Raw genomic sequence first — 19,429 nt, 5'->3', positions numbered from 1 at the left:
AGAGGAGAGCGTCATGCCACCCACATCCCTATCAGCGCCCACGCGGCGCGAACTGCTTGCCGCCACAGCCGCCGCCGGAGCCATGAGCATGCTTGCCGGGACGCGTAGTGCTCAGGCAAACGGCGACGGACTTAGCCCCTTCAGCGTCAATTTCCCCGAGGATCAGCTTGACGATCTGCGCCGGCGCGTCGCGGCCACCCGTTGGCCTGACAAGGAGACAGTCGCGGATGATACGCAGGGCGTGCAGCTCGCAACGATCCAGAAACTCGCGAAGCATTGGGCGACGGATTACGACTGGCGCAAGATGGAGGCGCGGCTCAATGCGCTGCCGCAGTTCATCACCGAGATCGACGGGCTGGATATTCACTTCATTCACGTGCGCTCCCAGCATAAAAATGCGCTGCCGCTGATCGTCACGCATGGATGGCCTGGCTCCATCATCGAGCAGTTGAAGATCATCGAACCGCTCACCGATCCGACAGCGCATGGCGGGAGCGAAGAGGACGCATTTGACGTGGTGATCCCGTCTTTGCCGGGCTACGGCTTTTCCGGGAAACCGACGGGGTCGGGGAACTGGAACCCGCCGCGCATCGCGCACGCCTGGGTGACGCTGATGCAACGTCTCGGTTACACGAAGTTCGTGGCGCAGGGTGGCGACTGGGGCAACGCGGTCACCGAATTGATGGCGGTGCAGGAGCCGCCGGGATTGCTCGGCATCCATACGAACATGGCGGCCACGGTTCCGGCTGACGTCGCCAAGGCTCTTGCCGCCGGCGGCATGCCGCCGGCCGACCTTTCGCCGGACGAAAGGCGCGCCTTCGATCAGCTCGACGACTTCTACAAGAATGGGCTGGGTTATGCGATCGAGATGAACAACCGACCGCAGACGCTCTACGGGATCGTCGACTCGCCGGTCGGGCTTGCATCGTGGATGCTCGATCACGACATCCGCAGTTACCGGATGATCGCCCGCGTTTTCGACGGAGAGCCCGAGGGGCTGACGAAGGACGACATCCTCGACAACGTCACGCTCTACTGGCTGACGAACACAGCAATCTCCTCGGCACGTCTCTATTGGGACAATGCGCACCATCCGTCGGGCGGGTTCTTCGACCCCAGGGGCGTCAAGATCCCGGTGGCGGTCAGTGCTTTTCCCGATGAGATCTACCAGGCGCCGCAGAGCTGGGCGGAGAGGGCCTATCCGAAGCTCATCCACTATAACCGGCTGCCGAAGGGCGGTCATTTCGCCGCCTGGGAACAGCCGATGGCTTTCACTGCCGAGCTCAGGACGGCGTTCCGGCCGCTGCGGCAGTAGACCCAGCTGGATCAGGCGGCTGATGCCGCGATCAAGATTTCTCCGCTTCGCCCTGCGTTGACCGCAGCAGGTTGTCGCGCAGCGTCGTCACCGATTTCTGCACGACGGGAAAGTCGTCACCGAGGCCGATGGCGCCAAGCAGCGCGTTGCCGGGATCGGTCTCAACGAGTTGGCGTCCTGCCGGCGTCAGGCTGACCCGCACCTGCCGTTCGTCGGCGGGATCGCGGTGACGGGTGATATAACCATTCGACTCCAGCTTCTTGAGGATGGGCGTCAGCGTGTTGGATTCGAGGAACATCTTTTCCCCCAATGCGCCGACGGTCTGGTCATCCTCTTCGGAGAGAGCCACCATGGTGATATATTGGGTGTAGGTCAGGCCAAGCTCGTCTAGGATCGGCTTATAGGCGCGGCCGAAGGCGAGATTTGCCGAATAGACCGCGAAGCACAGGAAATTCGAAAGTTTCCTGCCTTCCTTGCCCACTGGCGGGGAGGCGGGCGCGGGGCTGCCAGGCTGTCTTGCGGTTTTAGATGCGGGCATGGGTTCATCCTATTAGGCTCTGAATGCTAGGACTTATATATATCGCGTCCGATTAAATCGCAACTGAATCGACAGCTATTTTTGGACGGCCTATCCGGCCGTCGCTTCCAGCTTCCGGAGCGGCGGCCAGTGTCGGCGCCTTGCCGCCTAGCCGAACTTCTCGGTCGTGTCGGCCTTGCCGGACACCCAGTAGCCGGATGCCTTGATCCAGCCGAGCGGGCAACCTCGTTCCAGCAGGTAGGCGCGGATATCGCGTGTCACCGAGGCTTCCGCCGCGACCCAGACGAAGGTTTCCGGCTGGATATCGACCGTGCTCAACAGTTTCAGCAGCGCCGCGGCATCGGTTGCCTGAGAAAGAGGCCGATGCGCCCAGTGGGCGTGCAGTTCGGCCGATGTCTCGAAGACTTGTTCTTCCAACGGGCCGGTGACGGCTGCGATTGTGGTGATGACGGTTCCGGCGCCGCTCTCCTCGATCCGGCGGCCGATCGCCGGCAGCGCGGTTTCGTCGCCGATCAGCAGCCACCGTTTGACTGTCTTCGACACTACGGCAGAGCCCCTTGGTCCGCCGATATCGAGCTTGTCGCCGGCGCGCGCGTCGATCGCCCATTGGGTTACCGGGCCTGCCTCATGCAAGGCGAAGTCGATGGTCAGTTTTCGTTCGGTGTTATCGTAACGGCGCGGCGTGTAGTCACGGCGTTCTTCGCCGCCATCGGCGGCCGGTACGAAAATCTTGATGTGGTCGTCGGGCGCAAGGCTGATGAAATCGGCAAGATCATCGCCGGTCAATGTGATGCGGCGCATGCCGGGGGTGATGACGACAATGCTTTGGACCGCCAGGGTGCGCCGTCGCGTGTCGTGGCGGACCCTTTCGATGCCGGGAGCCGGTGAAGTCTGACCTTTGAGTTGATTGTTGTCCATGTGTCCTCAGGAGCTCTTTGAACTCGATCCGCAGGACATAGTCGCGCAGATCGAAGCCGCAAAGCCGTTCGATCATACGCGTTGAGTGACGTTAACGCTTACGTGGCCGGGTGACCCGACCATTGAGGGCTGATGTAGCCGACGGCGGCGGCATGTGCAACTGCAAGGGAACCAACAAGGGCGATGATTGCCAAAGTTTAACTTTCCGGCGCCGTTCCGGTTGGGCAATGATCGGCCGATCAGCGGTTATGGAGAAGAGAATGGACAGCAGGATCCAGGACGTGCTCGATAACTATCACACGATGATCGAGACGGAGCATAACAGCCCGCGCGAACTGCCTCCCGGCGGCCGCGACGGAGGACAAGATCAGCGGCTGCGCGCGGTCGGACCTGCGACCGGACAGTTCATCAATATCCTCGCCAAGAGCCTCAAGAGCCCGACCATTCTCGAACTCGGCACCTCCTTCGGCTATTCCGGGATCTGGCTGGCGGAAGCCGCGCGCGCCTCGGGCGGGCGGCTGATCACCATCGAATTGCACGATTACAAATCGGCCTACGCGCGCGACATGGCCGTCAAGGCGGGGCTCGCAGACCATATGGAATTCAAGGTCGGCGACGCCGTCCAGATGATCGACGAGCTTTCCCAGGGCATCGACTTCGTGCTGGTGGATCTCTGGAAGGATCTCTACGTTCCCTGCCTCGAAGCCTTCTACCCCAAGCTCAATCCGGGCGCGATCATCGTTGCCGACAACATGCTGCGCCCAGGAGGCGACGATCTCAAACGCTACGGCGAGGCTGTCCGTGCCAAGCCCGGGATATCAAGCGTGCTGCTGCCGGTCGGCAGCGGGCTCGAGGTCAGCCGCTTCGATCGAGAATGAGGCGAGGGCGGGCGGCGAACTGGTTTTTGGTTGCAGCAAAAAGAGAGGACGCGTTTGGAGCTAATTTCCGATACTTTCCCGATCAAAGCTCAGCCATCGCGAGCTTTGGAGATTTGATGTCGGGCCTTCTTATCGCCACCCTGTCGGTAACGGTTTCAGCAAAGATTCCCACCGGACGCACAAGGAACCAGATCATGATGATGAACAGACGGACCTTCTCGGCTGCCCTTATTGCTGGCGCCGCTACTTCTCTGCTTGCTACCCGCGGCATCGCCGCGACATCCGCTCCCGTTAAGGCGCACAACGTTGTGCTGGCGCACGGATTGTTTGCCGACGGCTCTTGCTGGGCCGAGGTGATCGCGCGCCTGCAGGCGGCTGGGCTCAATGCCACGGCGGTGCAGAACCCGCTGACGACGCTGCCCGAGGCCGTCGCTGCCGTGAAGCGGGTGCTCGACCGGCAGGATGGGCCGACGGTTCTGGTCGGGCATTCGTTTTCCGGCATGATGGTCACCGAGGCCGGTGTGCACCCTGATGTTTCGGCGCTCGTCTATGTGGCGGCGCGGGCGCCGGATGCAGGTGAGGATTATACTGCTCTCGCCAAGACCTTTCCGACGCCGCCGGCTTCGGCCGGCATCGTCTTCGACGGCGACGAAGGTCGGCTGAGCGAGGAAGCCTTCTTGCGCGATTTCGCAGGCGACTTGCCGGAGGCGAAGGCGAAAATTCTCTATGCCGTGCAGCAGCCATTCCAAAAGGCGCTGCTGACCGGCAAGACGATACAGGCGGCCTGGCGTTCGAAGCCGAGTTGGTATGCCGTTTCGACCGAGGATCGGACGATAAATCCCGATCTCGAACGCTTCATGGCCAAGCGCATGGGGGCGAAGACGATCGAGGTGAAGGCCAGCCATTTGTCGCTGATCTCCCACCCTGACGAGATCGCCCGGCTGATCATCGAGGCGGCGGGGTAGAACACGAACTGATCTCAGCGGCCGGTGAAGCGGCGATGCCGATCGCCGGCTTGCTTGGCGATGGCCATGATGCCGCGAGGGTCGTATCTCGACCCGTTTCCGTCATTCGGGTTTCAGCAGGTCGACGCTTCTTCGTCTCGCTACAGCCACCGCCTGATGCGAGCCCTGTAGGCGAGATAGCCGTCACCGAATTTCCGCTCGAGATAGGCCTCCTCGCGAGCAACCACGCCATAGCGGATGACAAGGTAGAACGGCACCAGCAGGAGGATGAGCCACAGGCTGTCGAAGGCGACGGCGAGGCCGATGAGGCCGAGGAACATACCGATGTAGATCGGGTTGCGCGTGAAGCGATAGGGGCCTTCGTCGACGATCGTCGTCGTCGGCCGGCTGAGCTGGACCTGTGTCCCCGCCCGGCGGAAGGTTGCTGCCGCCCAGATCAGTAGCGCTAGGCCGGCAAGGAACACGATGCCGCCGAGCACGCCAGCCGGCACGGCCGCCGGCATGAACGGCAGCGCGTAGAGCCAGTTAAGCGCGAGCCCGGCGATGACCGTCAGCGCCCAAGCGATCGGCGGCCGCACCGCGGCGCCTGAAGTGTCGCGCAAATTGCCGTTCGCCTCGTTCATGCCGCCACCCATCCGATCTCGTGGTCCCCGGAATTCCAGCGCATGGGGAGCGTGTTTCGTGCCATTTGTCGCGGCTCCTCCACCGATGGAGTTTACCTCGTTTCGAAAGAGATTTGAAGGCGGAGAGGCGCGGTCGAAGTTCGGAACAAGAGGCGGCCGCGGGTGTTAACCGGCAAAGCTTCCATCGAGTTTGCAGTTCCTCATTTGCGAGAAACCACTATGGCCATCCACTTCAATCATACCATCCTGTCGGCTCACGACAGCAAGGCCTCGGCAGATTTCCTGGCCGATATGTTAGGGTTGCCGGCGCCGCGGCGCTGGGGGCCGTTCCACATGGTCACAACCGACAACGACGCCAATCTCGACTACATGGAAACGGAAGGTCAGATCGCTCGCCAACACTACGCTTTCCTCGTCGGCGACGCTGAATTCGAGGCGATATTCAACCGAATTCGCGAGCGGAACCTGAGCTACTGGGCTGACCCCGGTCAGCGGAAGCCCGATGAGACCAATGACCACGACGGTGGGCGCGGTGTCTATTTCGAAGATCCGAACGGCCATCTGCTTGAAATCATCACGCGTCCCTATGGCAGCGGCGGCTGGAATCCGTGAGCGTGGCGCCAAGGGAGCCGCCGCCGATGGGTCTGCTCGCCGCAAGTGCTGCGTCCATCGGTGCCCTTACGCGCGCTAAGGAATCAGGTATTCTTCGGCGACATAGCGGGCCTGCGCTCGCCTTGCCGCCATCCGTGGGCAATGAGACCTAGTATATCATCGCTTGCTTGTAATGCCGCAACTGGAATAGAGACGTTCCTTGCCCTCTCTCATCAGGAAATCCAAGCTTCTGCGCCGCTCCCGTGTTTTCTGGGGCTCGTTTTCCCTTTGGCGACCGCGGCTGGTGTTCTGGTGCGGGGCGTTGGCGATCGGGGTGATCAGCGTCGGTTTCGCAAAACTCGCCGATCTCGCGCAGAAGGCCTTCGGCAGCCTGACTGCCTCGGGGGAATGGGCATTCGTTCTGCCGCTGATGCTGACGCCGCTCGGCTTCGTTGTGGCGGCCTATCTTGCGGCAACCCTCTTTCCCAATTCGCAAGGCAGCGGCATTCCGCAGGCGATCGCCGCCAGGCACCTGAGGGATGAGGCCGACCGCACGCGGCTGCTGTCGCTGCGGATCGCCTTCGGCAAGATCGTGCTCACAGTGCTTGGGCTGTTTTCCGGCGCCTCGATCGGCCGCGAGGGGCCGACCGTGCAGGTGGGTGCATCGATCATGCTCGCCGTCGCCCGCTTCGGTGGCGTGGCGCAGGCGCGTGGGCTGATCCTTGCCGGATCGGCCGCCGGCATCGCGGCGGCGTTCAACACGCCGCTTGCCGGTATCGTCTTTGCGATCGAGGAGATGAGCCGCACCTATGAATCGCGCGCCAACGGGCTGGTGCTGACGGCCGTCATCCTTTCCGGGCTCGCGGCTCTCGGGCTCTCCGGCAGCTACAATTATTTCGGCTTTGCTTCGGCCGCGCCGACCGTCGCGCGCGATTGGGGACTGGTTCTCGTCTGCGGCGTCGGCGGCGGCGCGCTTGGCGCCGCCTTCAGCGGTTTCGCGTTGCATTTCGGGCAGCGTATCCGGCGCTGGGCGCAGCCGCAGCCGCTGAGGCGCATGCTGGCGCTTGCCGGGCTCTGTGGTCTTGCCGTTGCGGTGATTGGCGTTGCATCCGGCGGCGCGACCTTCGGCACCGGTTACGAGCAGGCGAGGGGCGCCGTCGAGGGTCACGCCCTGCCATTGCTTTTCTTTGTCGAGAAACTCGCTGCCAGTTTCCTGTCGATGATTTCAGGCATTCCGGGCGGGATCTTCGCACCCTCGCTCGCCGTCGGCGCCGGTTTCGGCAGCACCGTCGGCACGTTGATGGGAACGAGCATTGCGCTGGCGGCGATATTGGGGATGGCTGGATATTTCGCCGGCGTGGTGCAGGCGCCGATGACCGCCTTCGTGATCATTCTGGAGATGACCGGCGACCATGAGGCCGTCATTCCGATCATGGCCGTCTCGATGATCGGCTATATCACCTCGCGCGTGCTGTCCCGCGAGCCCCTCTATCACGGCCTCTCGCGCGTCTTCATCGCCGCCGCCATCCGGGCGCGGCGCGCGGCCGACAGAGGCGAGGAGACAATGGTTCTGCGGGGCGAGTGACGGCGTCGGGCGATGGTACGCTTTTGCCGGCTGGCAGAGGCAGAGTCTTGCGCCGCCCGGCTTACTGGTCATGGCCAACGCAGCGCCGCCGTCGCCACCGGCGCGTCCCAGAGTGCGATCTCCTCGTCGATCAACAAAGCAAGGGTGACGGACAGTCCCTGCATATCGAGCGAAGTGACATAGGTTCCCACAAGCGAGCGCTCGATCGGGATGCCTCGTTCCTCGATGAAGCGGCGGGCGCCGGCATAGGCGAGGTAGAGTTCGGCCGGCGGCGTGCCGCCGAGGCCGTTGACGAAGAGCAGTGCTTTCGCGCCCGGCGTCACTGCGATGTCGCCGGCGATGGTCTCGCAGAGATGGCCGATGATCGCGTCGGCGGCGGCGAAGAGCTGCCTGGCATGGCCGGGTTCCCCATGGATGCCGACGCCCATTTCCATCTCGCCGGGCCCCAGCGAAAATGTCGTGCGCTCGGTCTGCGGCACCGTCACGCCGTTCAGCGCGACACCCATCGAGCGGATGCGTGTGTTCAATCCCTCGCCAAGCTGCTTCAATTCGGCCAGCGACATGCCGCGTTCGGCCGCAGCACCCAGGAGTTTTTCGACGATCAGCGTTCCGGCAACACCGCGCCGGCCATTACCTTCGCCGGACCTTGATGTCTCGATATCGTCGCTGACGACGACCATGTCGAGGTTGTGGCGGTCGCCGGCCATCTCGATCGCCATTTCGAAATTCATCAGATCGCCGTCATAGTTCTTGACGACGAGCAGGCAGCCGGCGCCGGCATCGGCCTCTTCGATCGCGGCGATGATCTGGCTCGGTGTCGGAGAGGTGAAGATATGGCCGACGCAGGCGGCATCCAGCATGCCTTGGCCGACGAAGCCGATATGCATCGGCTCATGGCCGGCACCGCCGCCTGATATAAGCGCCACCTTGCCAGCGGTGAGATGGCGGCGGCGGATGCATCTGCGCTCAGGCCCGAACACCACCAAGGCCTCATGGGCGCGCACGAAGCCTTCGACGCTTTCGGCGACCATGGTTTCCGCAGTGTTCATGAACTTCTTCATCAAGCCCCTCCCAAGGCCAAAAGTATTACGCTACGTCAACCAGCGCACTCGTCATTCAGCACCCGATATCGCGACGATCTTCTGCACCAGATCGGAGATCGCCTCTTCCAATAGGCGGTTTTTCCTGTCGTCGCCGAAGTCGGGCACCATTAGCGAAAGGTGCCGCAATTTCTCGGAATGGCCGAGGTCCGGCAGCTTGCCGGGATGGGCGGCCTGATAGGCTTCGAGGAAACGTTCCTCCTCAGTGGCACTGAAATGGCAGACCCGGACGATGGTCGCGAGATGGCGCGCCGGCAGCGGTGTCGCATAGGTCGGGCTGGTGATCTGGGTGACGAAGCTGCGATGTTTTCCAAGCGCCGTCGCCAGGCGCTGGCGCGTGCCGGATGGCCTGTTGTCGATAATCTGCGCCAGAATGGACTTGTAGGCGATAATGGCGTCTTCGGTGTCTTCGCGCGCCATTCTACTCTCCGGCTGCCCCTGTGCCATCGGCGTTGAGCCCGATGATCGCCGATCTTATCGCGGGACGCCGGGCCGGCGCCACGGAAAAATGCCGGAGGCCGGCGGCGAGCAGCCCGGGCAGATGGTGCGGATTGCCGGCCATGTCGCCGCAGATGCTGAGTGGCTTGCCGGAAGTCAGCTTCACCGCCTGGGTAAGCAGCCGGAGCACGGCGGGTGCGGCCTTGCCGGTATCGGCATCGATATCGTCGCGAGAGGAGGCGGCGAGATACTGGGTAAGATCATTGGTGCCGAACGAAAAGAATGCTGCTGACCCGAAAGTATCGAGCATCAACGCTGCGGCCGGCACCTCCACCATCATGCCGATCGGCGGCATCCGGTGGAGCAGGGATCGGCGGCCGAGCTTTTCGGCTTCCTCGCGGAACAATTCGCGCATCCTGTCGATCTCGTCGGGAAAGGTCACCATCGGCAGCATCACCGAAAGCTTGCCGAAGATGGCGGCGCGCAGCAGGGCGCGGGCCTGCACGCGGGCGATTTCCGGCCGGGCAAGCAGCAGTCGGATGCCGCGCAGGCCAGAGGCCGAGAGACTAGGCAGGTCTTCGAACCCGGCGAGCGGCTTGTCGCCCCCGATATCCAGCATTCTTATGGTCACCGGCCTGTCGCCCGCCTGTTCCAGCACGCGGCGATAGATCGCCAGCTGCCGTTCCTCATTGGCGGCCTCGGCGATCGAGGCGACTGAAAATTCAGAGCGCATCAGGCCGACGCCTGCCGTCGCCGGATCGAGCGCGTCGATCTCTGCGGGGTCGTTGATGTTGATGGAGAGCAGGATCGGCACGCCGTCCGCCGTGCGCAGTTCGCCGTATTCGGTTTGCGCGTCGGCGGCAGAAGTTCGTGCGGGCATCGGCGATGGGATCAGTATGCCGCCGGCCTTGAGGACGACCGCGCCGGCATCGCCATCCACTCTGACCGGATCTCCGTCCGCTGCCGAAAAGCGGCCGGTGCCGATCACCATCGGTACCGATTTGGCCCGGGCGAGCAGGGCGACATGGCCGGCGGTGCTGCCTGAAAACAGCGCGATGCCGCCGCCTTTCGACCAGTCATGGGCGAGAAAGCGGCTCGGCTCCATATCCTTGCCAACGAAGATCGAACCGGGCGGAAAATCGGCGATCGGGGTGCCGGCGAGCGCCCCAAGCACACGGTTCTTGATGTCGAGAATATCGACGGCGCGTGCCCGCATCTGCTCTTCGTCGGCCGCTTCGAGTTCGCCGATATAGGCGTCGAGGGTGGCGACCCAGGCAAAGACGACGTTCTCGTCGGCTTCCATGCGCGCGCCGGTCGCTTCCGCGATGGTCGGATCGCGCAGCACCTCGATCTGGAAATCGATGATATCCCGGCTTTCGGCATCGGCTCCGTCGGCAAGGCGCTCGAGTTCGCCGATCGAGATGTCGATCGCCTTCTCGAGCGCGCCGTATCCGCCGGCCGTGCTGGGCGCGGGGGCGTCCGGCCGCTCGGCCAGAAAGGCCGGGCCGGATGCGATGCCCGGGGATGCACTCTTTGCTGTCAGCCTAAGCGGTGCGGCCATGTTTCTTTTCCTCATCGAAGTTGCGCTCGATGAGTTCCTTCAGCGCGCGGATCGCCTCTTCGGCGAGAATGCCGTCGGCGCGGATCCGGAGGATCGATCCTTTTCGGATTTTTGCGCTCATGATCTTGATGATGCTCTTGCCGTTCAGCCAGACGTCGCTGCCGTTGACGGCGATCTCGATCGAACAGGGGAAGGACTTGGCAAGCCGCGTGAAGGTAACGGAGGGGCGGGCATGCAGCCCGACGCCGTGCTTGACTTCTACCTCCGTCTGGCAATTCACCTTGAATGGCTCGGGCAATGGCTCGGGCTCCTGTTTTTCACTACGCAATCCGCTGGTCATCAGGGGGACAGTTCCTCGGCTGTGGCGACGACCTTGGCCAGCGACGCGCCCCCCGACGCCTCGGCGGCGGCGATGACGGCGCCTTCGACCAGCGGCGCGTTGCAGATGGAGACGAGGGCCGAGCGGGGAAGGCCCAGCATTTCGATCGCCATCTCGCTGTTGGTTTCGGCGCCGCCGAGATCGACGAAGACGGCGACGCCGGCATCGGACCAAGCGGCTTCGATTGCCCTCAGGATGCCGCCGGCATCGGTGCCGAGTTCACCATGGACATTGCCGCCCGACCAGGCGAGCGGCACGCTGTCGCCCACCATTTGCCGCACCATATCGGCGATCCCCTGTGCCACCAGCGGCGAGTGGGAGACGATCACAATGCCCACATTTGCGGTCTTTCCATTCATTGCGGACGATGCTCCCCGAGATAGCGGCAGATCGCCGTGGTCAGCAGCGCGCAGCTCGACGCGCCGGGATCGACATGACCGATCGAGCGGTCGCCGAGATAGGCGGCGCGCCCGCGCATCGCCTTCATGTCAGCGGTGCGGTTGGCGGAACGCTCGGCCCTGCGGGCGATTGCGCCGAGCGGCGAGCGGCTGGCGAGTGCCGCATGCACGGGATAGAGCACGTCGAGCAGGGTTTTGTCGCCGGCATGCGACCGACCGCGTCTTGCGACGGCATCGATCGCCTGTTTCAGCACCTGCGAGAAATCGGCCTTCTCGTCGTTTTTGCGAAGCTCGCGGCCGATCTCCATCAGCAGCGTGCCGTAGAGCGGCCCGGCCGCACCGCCGACATTCATTACTAGGGTCAGGCCGATCTTTTCCATGGCGTCGGGCAAGGGCAGGCCGGACAGGGTTTCGCCTTCGGCGCTCACCGCCTCGCAGCCGCGCCGCATATTGGTTCCGTGATCGCCATCGCCGATGGCGCGATCGAGCGCACAGAGGTGATCGCTGTTTGCCGCGATCGTCGCGCGACATACCTCGATCAACCCTGCCACAAGCACCGGTTCCGCCTGCACTGTCATCCTCCCTGTCGCCGCGCCCCCCGCAGGCTCTCAAACTTTACTCCGGTCAGGCGAGGCTTGCCACCACGCCGAACGCGCCGGCAACCGCGACGGCGCCGGGATCTGCAACGCCCGCCAGATCCCTTTCGCCGACATAGGAGGCGCGTCCGGCTCTCGCCTTCATCATCGTCTTCGTCGACTCGGCACCGGCTGCCGCTGCCTTTGCCGCTGCGACGACATCGCCGGATGCAAGCGCCTGCAAGGCAGGTGACAGCGCGTCGACCATCGTCCGGTCGCCGACCGCGGCTCCGCCATAGAACGTCATCCTGTCGAGCCCGGCAAGAAGAGCGGCTGATATATCGGCCTTGTCAGCCATCGCCTTTGCTGCGGCGGTGAAGAAGATCGACAGCAGCACGCCGCTCGATCCGCCCATGCTGGTGCCGAGGATATCGCCGAGCGAGGCAAGCGTTGCCGCCGGCCGGTCGAGCGGCAGCGTGTCGAGGCGGGCCAGCACGCTGCGGGCGCCCGTCGCCACCGTCGAGCCGGTATCGCCATCGCCGACGCGGCCGTCCAGCCAGTTGAGGTCGCTTTCCTGCAAGATCAAATGCTCGCAGAGCGCCGTGATCAGGCGCCGGTTGCGATCATTTTCTCCGGCCGTGCCGTTGGCGCTGTCCAGTCCGCCTGATGTTCTCGGTGCGGCGATGACCTCGATCTCGTGGCGTTCGACGGCCGGCGTCCAGGCATGCGGCTCGACCGCTGCCGTCAGCGCGGCCTCGCGCACGGCGTCCAGCCGGATCAGCGACAGCGAGAAGCCGTTCATGTTGAGCGCGGTCATCATCGGCGAAGGCCCGATGATCAGCCGGATGCGATCGGCAAGTGCGGAGGACAGAACGGCCTTGGCAATGATGGTCATTTCGAGCGGCGGCACTGCGCCGAGATTGTTGATGAGGAGCGCATAATTTGCCCCTTTGTGCAGCGCAGGCGACAGGCGTGCCACCATGGTGGAGACGATATCGACGACCGGCTGCAGCGTGATGCGTTCGACGCCGGGCTCGCCATGGATGCCGAGGCCGAGTTCGCCTTCGTTTTCGCCCAGGCGATCCTCATGTGCCTGGCCGGGCACGCTGCAGGTGGAGAGCGACATGCCGAGCGAGACGATGTCACCGGCGGCTGCCGCGGCATGGCTTGCCACCGTCTTCAGGTCCTCTCCCTTTTCGGCGTGATAGCCCGATATCTTGTGAACGAACAGCGTGCCGGCGACGCCGCGCGGCTGGTTGATGCCGGGAATGGCGATATCGTCGGCGACGATGACCATCTCGACGTCGAAGCCCTCGGCGCGCGCTTTTTCGGCGGCAAGGCCGAAATTCAGCCGGTCGCCGGTGTAGTTCTTGACGATCAGCAGGGCGCCCTTTTCGCCGGTCACGGCGCGGATCGCCGTCAGCACGGCATCGACGCTCGGCGAGGCGAAGATTTCGCCGGATACGGCAGCCGTCAGCATGCCCTTCCCGACGAAGCCGGCATGGGAGGGCTCATGGCCGGCGCCGCCGCCTGAGATGATCGCCACCTTCGACTTGTCCCAGTCCGCACGCAGGATCACCTTGATGTCGGGAAAGCTGTCGAGGCGGGCAAGACGACCCTTGCTGCTCGTCAGAAGCAGACCGTCCAAGGCTTCGGTGACGATGCTTTCCCTGCGGTTGAAGAAGTGTTTCATCGATTGAGACCCGTCTGTTTGTTTTTCATGCCATCATCAAGTCTGTTTGCCGGTCAGGACAGGCGCTGTCCAGCCGCATCGAAATAAAGCGGATCGCGCAGCGTCAGGCTGATCCGGTCGCCCGGCGCGATCGCCAGATATGGATCTGCAAGTGTGACGAGCTTGTGATTGCCGACTCTGATGTGCAGATGGTTCTGGTCACCGAGATGCTCGATCCAGTCGATCTCGGCATTGGCGTCCTTGCCGACAATGATATCGAGATGCTCCGTGCGGGCGCCCACGGTCTTCGTGCCGGGCGGCGGCCCGCCGCCCGGCAAGAGGTCCGCCGGCAGAAGATTGATGTGCGGCTGGCCGAGACGGGCCGCGACATGCAGGTTGGCTGGATTGCCGTAGATCTCGCGCGGCGTTCCCACCTGCATCAGCCGTCCCTCGGCAACGATGCCGATGCGGTCGGCCATGGTCATGGCTTCAACCTGATCGTGGGTGACATAGAGCAGCGTCGAGCCGAGTTCCTTCTGGATGCGTTTCAGCTCCAGGCGCAGTTCGGCGCGCAGCTTGGCGTCGAGCGAGGAGAGCGGCTCGTCCATTAGGTAGATCGCCGGCTTGCGCACCAACGCCCGGCCGATCGCGACACGCTGCATCTCGCCGCCGGAAAGCCTGGTTGAGCGGTTTTCCAGCTTGTGGTCGATCCGGACCATGCGCGCCACTTCGCGCACGCGCCGGTCGATCTCCTGCGCACTCAGCTTGCGGACCGGCGCCTTCAGCGGGAAGGCGAGGTTTTCGTAAACCGTCATGTGCGGATAGAGCGAATATTGCTGGAACACGAAGGCGACGTCGCGCTCGGCGGGTGCCTCAGTGGCGACATTGCGGCCGCCGATCTCGATGCGGCCGCTATCGGGCTTTTCGAGGCCGGCGATCAACCGCAGCGTCGTGGTCTTGCCAGCGCCTGTCGGACCGAGCAGCACGACGAACTCGCCGTCGCGGATCGAAAGATCGAGGTCGGCCAAAGCCTGGGTGTCGCCAAAGCGCTTGGCGAGGTTCCTGAGGACGACATCAGCCATGCCGGGTCTCCTGATAAAGCGAGGATGGGACCGCGCGGCCCGAGGTGCAGTCGAAGAGCGCGAGTTTCGCCGGGTTGAATTCGAGGCCGACCCTTTCGCCAATCTGGAAGCTGCGATTGGCGGGAACGCGGGCCTTGATCATGCCGCCCGGGGTTTCCACAGCCACGACCTGATTGGTGCCGAGATATTCGCTGCCATAGACGGCGCCGCGTAGCGCCGAGGCGTCGCTGAAGCGGATATGCTCCGGCCGCACGCCGAGCGCCAGCTGGCTTTGGGCCATGTCCTGGTGGATCTCGGGAACGGCGACATCGACGCCGTCGAGCAGGATGGAGCGATCGCCGCTTTTCAGGCTGGAGGTGAAGCGCATGAAGTTCATCGACGGCGAGCCGATGAAATCGGCGACATACATGGTCGCGGGCTTGGCATAAATCTCCTGCGGCGTGCCGAACTGCTCGATGATGCCATGGTTCATGACGGCGATCTTGTCGGCCATCGCCATCGCCTCATGCTGGTCGTGGGTGACGTAGACGGTGGTCGCGTGGATGCGGTTGTGCAATTCGCGCAGCTCGTGAACCATGATCTCGCGGAATTCGGCGTCGAGCGTGCCGAGCGGCTCGTCCATCAGGAAGCATTTCGGGCGCCGGACGATGGCGCGGCCGAGCGCCACGCGCTGCCGGTCGCCGCCGGCAAGACCGGAGACCGAGCGGTTGAGAATATGGTCGATCTGCAGCAGACGCGCGGTCTCCTCGACACGCTGACGGATTTCGGGCTTGGGCATGCCCTGCGACAGCAGCGGGAAGCCGATATTCTTGCGCACGTTCATATGCGGGTAGAGCGCGAAGAGCTGAAAGACGAAGGCGATGTCGCGGGCGCTGGCGCGGTTGAAGGTGACGTCCTCGCCGTCGAGATAGATCTTGCCGCTCGACGGCAGCTCGAGGCCGGCGATCATGCGAAGCGTCGTCGTCTTGCCGCAGCCGGAGGGGCCCAGAAGCGCCAGGAACTCGCCGTCATGGACGGTGAAGCTCGAATCCTGAACGGCGACGAAGCTGCCGAATTCCTTGCGGAGATTTTCGATCCGGATGTCCGCCATGGTTCACTCCGGGAATTTCGAGACGATGATGAACATGACGGTGCCTGCGAGCAGTGTCACCAGCGAATAGGTGTAGAGCACCAGCAGGAAGGGCTGGAACAGCATCAGGAAGCCGAGTCCGATCAGCACGGTGGCAATGGTCTCCATCGGGCCGCGTCGCAGAAAGAACGGCCGTTTCGGGCGAGCAGGAGTGCGTGTTTCGATCAGGTGGGTCATTTGCGGACGGCTCCGAAGGTGATGCCGCGCAGCAGCTGCTTGCGCAATAGAATGGTGAAGACCAGGATCGGGATCAGGAAAATTGTCGTGCCGGCGGCGACGGCCGGCCAGTCCTGCCCGCCTTCGCCGATGATCGTCGGGATGAAGGGCGGCGCGGTCTGGGCCTCGCCCGAGGTCAGAAGCGCGGCGAAGGCATATTCGTTCCAGGCGAAGATCAGGCAGAAGATCGCGGTGGCGGCGATGCCTGTGGTTGCCTGCGGCAGCACGACCTTGCGGAAGGCCTGCAGCCTCGTATAGCCGTCGATCATTGCCGCTTCCTCGTATTCGCGCGGGATTTCGTCGATGAAGCCCTTGAGCAGCCAGACGGCGAGCGAGACATTGACGGCGGTGTAAAGCAGGATCATGCCAAAGGCCGTGTCCGACAGGCCGAGTTCGCGATACATCAGATAGATCGGGATGGCGACGGCGATCGGCGGCATCATGCGCGTCGACAGGATGAAGAACATCAGGTCGTCGGCGAGCGGTATCTTGAAGCGGGAAAAACCATAGGCGGCGAGGGTGCCGAGGAAGACCGCGAGGAAGGTGGAGCCGAAGGCGATCACCAGCGAATTGACGAAGCGCGGCAGGAAGTTCGATGGGCCGGCGATCACCATGTTGCGCTTGCGCGTCACCTCATCGCAGGTGCCGACCGGCGCCGGCAGCGAGGCGATATAATCAGGCGTCTGGCGCGTGCGCGTGGTGAACAGGTTGCAATAACCTTCCAGCGACGGCGTGAAGACGATCTTCGGGGGATAGCTGATCGAATCCGGCGGCGACTTGATGCTGGTCAGGAAGATCCAGACGAGCGGGATGAGGGTGATCAGCGCATAGAGGACGACGATGGTGCCGGCGATGCGCTTGCTGGACAGGCTCGGTTCGACGACCGAATGGGCTGAGTTGGCGGCGCTCATCGTTGCTTCACCTTGTTCAATGCCTTGACGTAGATGTTGGCGAGGCCGAACACCGCGACGAAGAGGATGATGGCGAAGGCCGAGGCCCGGCCGGTCGCCCAGCTTTCGAAGGCGGCGCGTTTCAGCGTGATCGAGGCGACCTCGGTAATCGAGCCCGGCCCGCCGCCGGTGAGCAGCGTCACCATGTCGAACATCTTGAAATTCTCGATGCCGCGGAAAAGCACGGCAAGCATGATGAAAGGCAGGGCCATCGGCACGGTGATCGACCAGAACTGCCGCCAGGGCGAGGCACGGTCGACCTCGGCCGCCTCATAGATATAATCGGGGATCGAGCGCAGGCCAGCGAGGCAGATCAGCATCACATAAGGCGTCCACATCCAGGTATCGACGATGATGATCGCCCAGGGCGCCAGCGTAACGTTGCCGAGCATCTGGATATCCGATGTCGGAATGCCTGTGACCAGCGACACGGCATAGGCGAAGAGGCCGATCTGCGGCTCGTAGAGAAAGCGCCAGAAATTGCCGACGACGGCGGGCGACAGCATCATCGGGATCAGAATGATCGTCGTCCAGAAGGCGTGGCCGCGAAACTTGCGGTCGATCAGATAGGCGAGCGTAAAGCCGATCACCGTCTGCAGTACAATCGTCCAGAAGACGAAATGCGCGGTGGTCTGCATCGCCTGCCAGATATCGGGATCGTTGAGAACGCGCTGGTAGTTTCCGAAGCCGACGCCTACGACCGGCGCATTCGGCCGATTGGCGCGGTAATTAGTGAAGGAGAGATAGACCGCCCAAAGCAGCGGAAAGATGTTGATCGCGAGCAGCAGGGTGATGGCAGGGGCAATGAATAGCCAGGCGATCGCCCTGTCGGAAAGGCCGCGGACGCGCCGGGCGACCGAGGAAGGCGTTGCCCTCGCGGTTGCATCGGCCGCCTTCTCGACGATGGAGGAATGGGAAATGGTCAAGTCTTCACCTGGTCTTTTTGGGGTACGGGTCTTTTGGGGTATGAGAGATCTGGCGGCCCGGCTCGTCTGCCGATCCGGGCCGCCATCCTGTCGAGGATGGCGCGCATCAGGGATGCCACGCGTCAGATCTTGCCGTCGTCCTTGAAGACGTCGCTCCAGTCTTTCACCAGACCGTCGAGCGCTTCCTTGGCGGTGCCGTTGCCGGCGACCACGTAGTTGTGAACGCGCTTCTGCATGGCCTGCAGCAGCGAGGCGTAGCTCGGCTCTGCCCAGAAGTCCTTGACGATCGCCATCGAGTCCAGGAAGGCCTGGGCATAGGGCTGGCTCTTGGCAAAGCCTGGCGCGTTGACGACGGAATTCAAGCAGGAAAAGCCGCCGAGTTCCCACCATTTGGCCTGCACGTCCGGCTGTGCGAACCACTTGATGTATTGCAGGGCGGCATCGCGCTTGTCGGAGTACGAGACCACCGAGATGCCTTGGCCGCCAAGCTGGGCGAAGTGGGCCTTTTCAGCCGGATTGGGGAAGAAGCCGATCTTCTTGCCGCCGACCTTCTCGTCCTTGTAGAGGCCGGGCCAGGTGAAGGCGAAGTTCATCTGCATGGCGACCTGGCCGGATTTGAAGGCGTCTGCGGATTCGACCATGTAGACGTTGGAGCTGCCGGGCGGGGTGCAGCAATCATAGAGCGACTTGTAGAATTCGAGGCCCTTCACAGCATCGGCCGAGTTGACGAAACCTTCCATGTCATAGGGCTTCTTCGGGTTCTCGTACTGGAAGCCCCAATCGTAGAGCACGTTGGTCACGCCCATGGTGATGCCTTCGGAGCCGCGCTCGGTATAGATCGAGGCGCCGTAGACGGTCTTGCCGTCGATCTGACGCTTCTGGAAGAATTCGGCGATCTGCTTCAGCTCGTCGTAGGTCTTCGGCGCTGCGAGATCGTGGCCGTATTTCTCCTTGAATTCTTTCTGCAGTTCCGGCTTCTCGAACCAGTCCTTGCGGTAGGTCCAGCCGACGACGTCGCCCATGGCGGGCAGCGCCCAGTAGTTCGGGGTGTTTTTCGGCCATTCCGAGTAGCCGACGACCGTCGCCGGCACGAAGTCATCCATCTTGATGCCTTCCTTGTCGAAGAAGTCGTTGAGCTTGACGTAGTGGCCATTCTCGGCCGAGCCGCCGATCCACTGGCTGTCGCCGATGATGAGATCGCAGAGCTTGCCGTGGGAATTTAGCTCGTTGAGGAAGCGATCGGCATAATTCGTCCAGGGAACGAATTCGAACTTCATCTGCGTGCCGGTCTTGGCGGTGAAATCCTTCGACAGCTCGACGAGCGCATTGGCGGGGTCCCATGCGGCCCAGCACAGCGTCAGTTCATCGGCTTTGGCGAGATTGGGCAATGCCGACGACATGACGAATGCCGTGGCCAGCCCGAAAAGGGCTTTCGATGTTTTCTGCATAAGTTCCTCCCAGAACCAAGGGCCGGCTCCCCGCCGGCGTAGCATGTTCACCCACTTCAGAGAATGCTCACATGAACTCCTCAATCATCATGTTTAGCAATATGTTTAGTGATACCAATTTTTATAAACATTGCAAGCGCCA

The 19,429-nt window shown here is 63.0% G+C and carries 21 protein-coding genes; 5 read left to right on the top strand and 16 right to left on the bottom strand.

From position 1 onward, the window contains the following. Window positions 1-13 precede the first annotated feature (13 nt). Window positions 14-1,315 carry an epoxide hydrolase family protein gene (locus tag N1937_RS12510; RefSeq protein ID WP_260056273.1) on the top strand — a complete coding sequence of 434 codons (1,302 nt, stop codon included), beginning with the start codon at window positions 14-16 and terminating at the stop codon, window positions 1,313-1,315. A gap of 31 nt (window positions 1,316-1,346) precedes the next feature. Here the strand turns inward: N1937_RS12510 and N1937_RS12505 are convergent, their stop codons facing one another. Then, complete coding sequence (locus N1937_RS12505; protein ID WP_017964745.1) at window positions 1,347-1,853, bottom strand: MarR family winged helix-turn-helix transcriptional regulator; 507 nt, start codon at window positions 1,851-1,853, stop codon at window positions 1,347-1,349. 147 nt (window positions 1,854-2,000) lie between these two features. After that, window positions 2,001-2,771 carry a siderophore-interacting protein gene (locus tag N1937_RS12500; protein WP_260056272.1) on the bottom strand — a complete coding sequence of 257 codons (771 nt, stop codon included), beginning with the start codon at window positions 2,769-2,771 and terminating at the stop codon, window positions 2,001-2,003. Window positions 2,772-3,031: 260 nt separating this feature from the next. Between N1937_RS12500 and N1937_RS12495 the strand changes: the two genes are divergently transcribed. Together N1937_RS12495 and N1937_RS12490 are read left to right on the top strand one after the other, a co-directional pair. Then, window positions 3,032-3,649 carry an O-methyltransferase gene (locus N1937_RS12495; protein ID WP_260056271.1) on the top strand — a complete coding sequence of 206 codons (618 nt, stop codon included), beginning with the start codon at window positions 3,032-3,034 and terminating at the stop codon, window positions 3,647-3,649. 194 nt (window positions 3,650-3,843) lie between these two features. Further along, window positions 3,844-4,614, top strand: coding sequence for an alpha/beta fold hydrolase (locus tag N1937_RS12490; protein WP_260058947.1), 771 nt, complete (start codon window positions 3,844-3,846; stop codon window positions 4,612-4,614). A gap of 140 nt (window positions 4,615-4,754) precedes the next feature. Here N1937_RS12490 and N1937_RS12485 read toward each other — a convergent pair whose 3' ends face one another. Further along, window positions 4,755-5,237, bottom strand: a complete 483-nt coding sequence (locus tag N1937_RS12485; RefSeq protein ID WP_026154192.1) for a methyltransferase family protein — start codon at window positions 5,235-5,237, stop codon at window positions 4,755-4,757. Between the two features lie 219 nt (window positions 5,238-5,456). Between N1937_RS12485 and N1937_RS12480 the strand changes: the two genes are divergently transcribed. Together N1937_RS12480 and N1937_RS12475 are read left to right on the top strand one after the other, a co-directional pair. Then, window positions 5,457-5,849: a VOC family protein gene (locus tag N1937_RS12480; RefSeq protein WP_017964741.1), complete on the top strand. Its 393-nt coding sequence runs from the start codon at window positions 5,457-5,459 to the stop codon at window positions 5,847-5,849. Window positions 5,850-6,048: 199 nt separating this feature from the next. Beyond that, window positions 6,049-7,413, top strand: coding sequence for a chloride channel protein (locus tag N1937_RS12475; protein ID WP_260056269.1), 1,365 nt, complete (start codon window positions 6,049-6,051; stop codon window positions 7,411-7,413). A gap of 68 nt (window positions 7,414-7,481) precedes the next feature. Here the strand turns inward: N1937_RS12475 and N1937_RS12470 are convergent, their stop codons facing one another. The 13 genes from N1937_RS12470 to N1937_RS12410 all read right to left on the bottom strand — a co-directional run bounded on the left by N1937_RS12470 (window position 7,482) and on the right by N1937_RS12410 (window position 19,287). Continuing rightward, window positions 7,482-8,474 (bottom strand): dihydroxyacetone kinase subunit DhaK, encoded by a 993-nt coding sequence (locus tag N1937_RS12470; RefSeq protein ID WP_260056268.1) that lies wholly within the window; start codon window positions 8,472-8,474, stop codon window positions 7,482-7,484. A 51-nt stretch (window positions 8,475-8,525) separates the two neighbouring features. Next, window positions 8,526-8,933: a hypothetical protein gene (locus N1937_RS12465; RefSeq protein WP_010001912.1), complete on the bottom strand. Its 408-nt coding sequence runs from the start codon at window positions 8,931-8,933 to the stop codon at window positions 8,526-8,528. A gap of 1 nt (window position 8,934) precedes the next feature. Next, window positions 8,935-10,512 (bottom strand): putative PEP-binding protein, encoded by a 1,578-nt coding sequence (locus N1937_RS12460; RefSeq protein WP_260056267.1) that lies wholly within the window; start codon window positions 10,510-10,512, stop codon window positions 8,935-8,937. Continuing rightward, a complete protein-coding gene (locus N1937_RS12455) occupies window positions 10,496-10,852 on the bottom strand; it encodes an HPr family phosphocarrier protein (protein WP_170255213.1) in 357 nt (118 codons plus the stop codon). The genes N1937_RS12460 and N1937_RS12455 overlap by 17 nt, the downstream gene beginning before the upstream one ends. Next, complete coding sequence (gene dhaM / locus N1937_RS12450) at window positions 10,852-11,250, bottom strand: dihydroxyacetone kinase phosphoryl donor subunit DhaM (protein WP_170255214.1); 399 nt, start codon at window positions 11,248-11,250, stop codon at window positions 10,852-10,854. The genes N1937_RS12455 and dhaM overlap by 1 nt, the downstream gene beginning before the upstream one ends. Further along, window positions 11,247-11,867 carry a dihydroxyacetone kinase subunit DhaL gene (dhaL, locus tag N1937_RS12445; RefSeq protein ID WP_162117328.1) on the bottom strand — a complete coding sequence of 207 codons (621 nt, stop codon included), beginning with the start codon at window positions 11,865-11,867 and terminating at the stop codon, window positions 11,247-11,249. The genes dhaM and dhaL overlap by 4 nt, the downstream gene beginning before the upstream one ends. A 46-nt stretch (window positions 11,868-11,913) precedes the next feature. Then, window positions 11,914-13,557, bottom strand: coding sequence for a dihydroxyacetone kinase subunit DhaK (locus tag N1937_RS12440; protein ID WP_170261997.1), 1,644 nt, complete (start codon window positions 13,555-13,557; stop codon window positions 11,914-11,916). Window positions 13,558-13,610: 53 nt separating this feature from the next. Further along, on the bottom strand, window positions 13,611-14,618 hold the full coding sequence (locus N1937_RS12435; protein WP_162117326.1) for an ABC transporter ATP-binding protein: 1,008 nt from the start codon (window positions 14,616-14,618) through the stop codon (window positions 13,611-13,613). Continuing rightward, window positions 14,611-15,708 (bottom strand): ABC transporter ATP-binding protein, encoded by a 1,098-nt coding sequence (locus tag N1937_RS12430; protein ID WP_260056266.1) that lies wholly within the window; start codon window positions 15,706-15,708, stop codon window positions 14,611-14,613. Before N1937_RS12430 ends, N1937_RS12435 begins: the two co-directional genes overlap by 8 nt. Window positions 15,709-15,711: 3 nt before the next feature. After that, on the bottom strand, window positions 15,712-15,924 hold the full coding sequence (locus N1937_RS12425; protein WP_162117324.1) for a hypothetical protein: 213 nt from the start codon (window positions 15,922-15,924) through the stop codon (window positions 15,712-15,714). Beyond that, the gene (locus tag N1937_RS12420) at window positions 15,921-16,874 is read right to left on the bottom strand and encodes a carbohydrate ABC transporter permease (protein ID WP_170255216.1); all 954 of its coding nucleotides are present in this window, start codon (window positions 16,872-16,874) and stop codon (window positions 15,921-15,923) included. The genes N1937_RS12425 and N1937_RS12420 overlap by 4 nt, the downstream gene beginning before the upstream one ends. Next, window positions 16,871-17,839 (bottom strand): carbohydrate ABC transporter permease, encoded by a 969-nt coding sequence (locus N1937_RS12415; protein WP_017964729.1) that lies wholly within the window; start codon window positions 17,837-17,839, stop codon window positions 16,871-16,873. Before N1937_RS12415 ends, N1937_RS12420 begins: the two co-directional genes overlap by 4 nt. 122 nt (window positions 17,840-17,961) lie before the next feature. Next, on the bottom strand, window positions 17,962-19,287 hold the full coding sequence (locus tag N1937_RS12410; RefSeq protein ID WP_260056265.1) for an ABC transporter substrate-binding protein: 1,326 nt from the start codon (window positions 19,285-19,287) through the stop codon (window positions 17,962-17,964). Window positions 19,288-19,429 lie beyond the last annotated feature (142 nt).

The sequence above is a fragment of the Rhizobium sp. WSM4643 genome (genome assembly GCF_025152745.1).
In the GTDB taxonomy this organism is placed as follows: domain Bacteria; phylum Pseudomonadota; class Alphaproteobacteria; order Rhizobiales; family Rhizobiaceae; genus Rhizobium; species Rhizobium leguminosarum_I.
The sequence above is the reverse complement of the archived record's forward strand: the minus strand, read 5'-3'. Positions and strand labels throughout refer to the sequence as shown.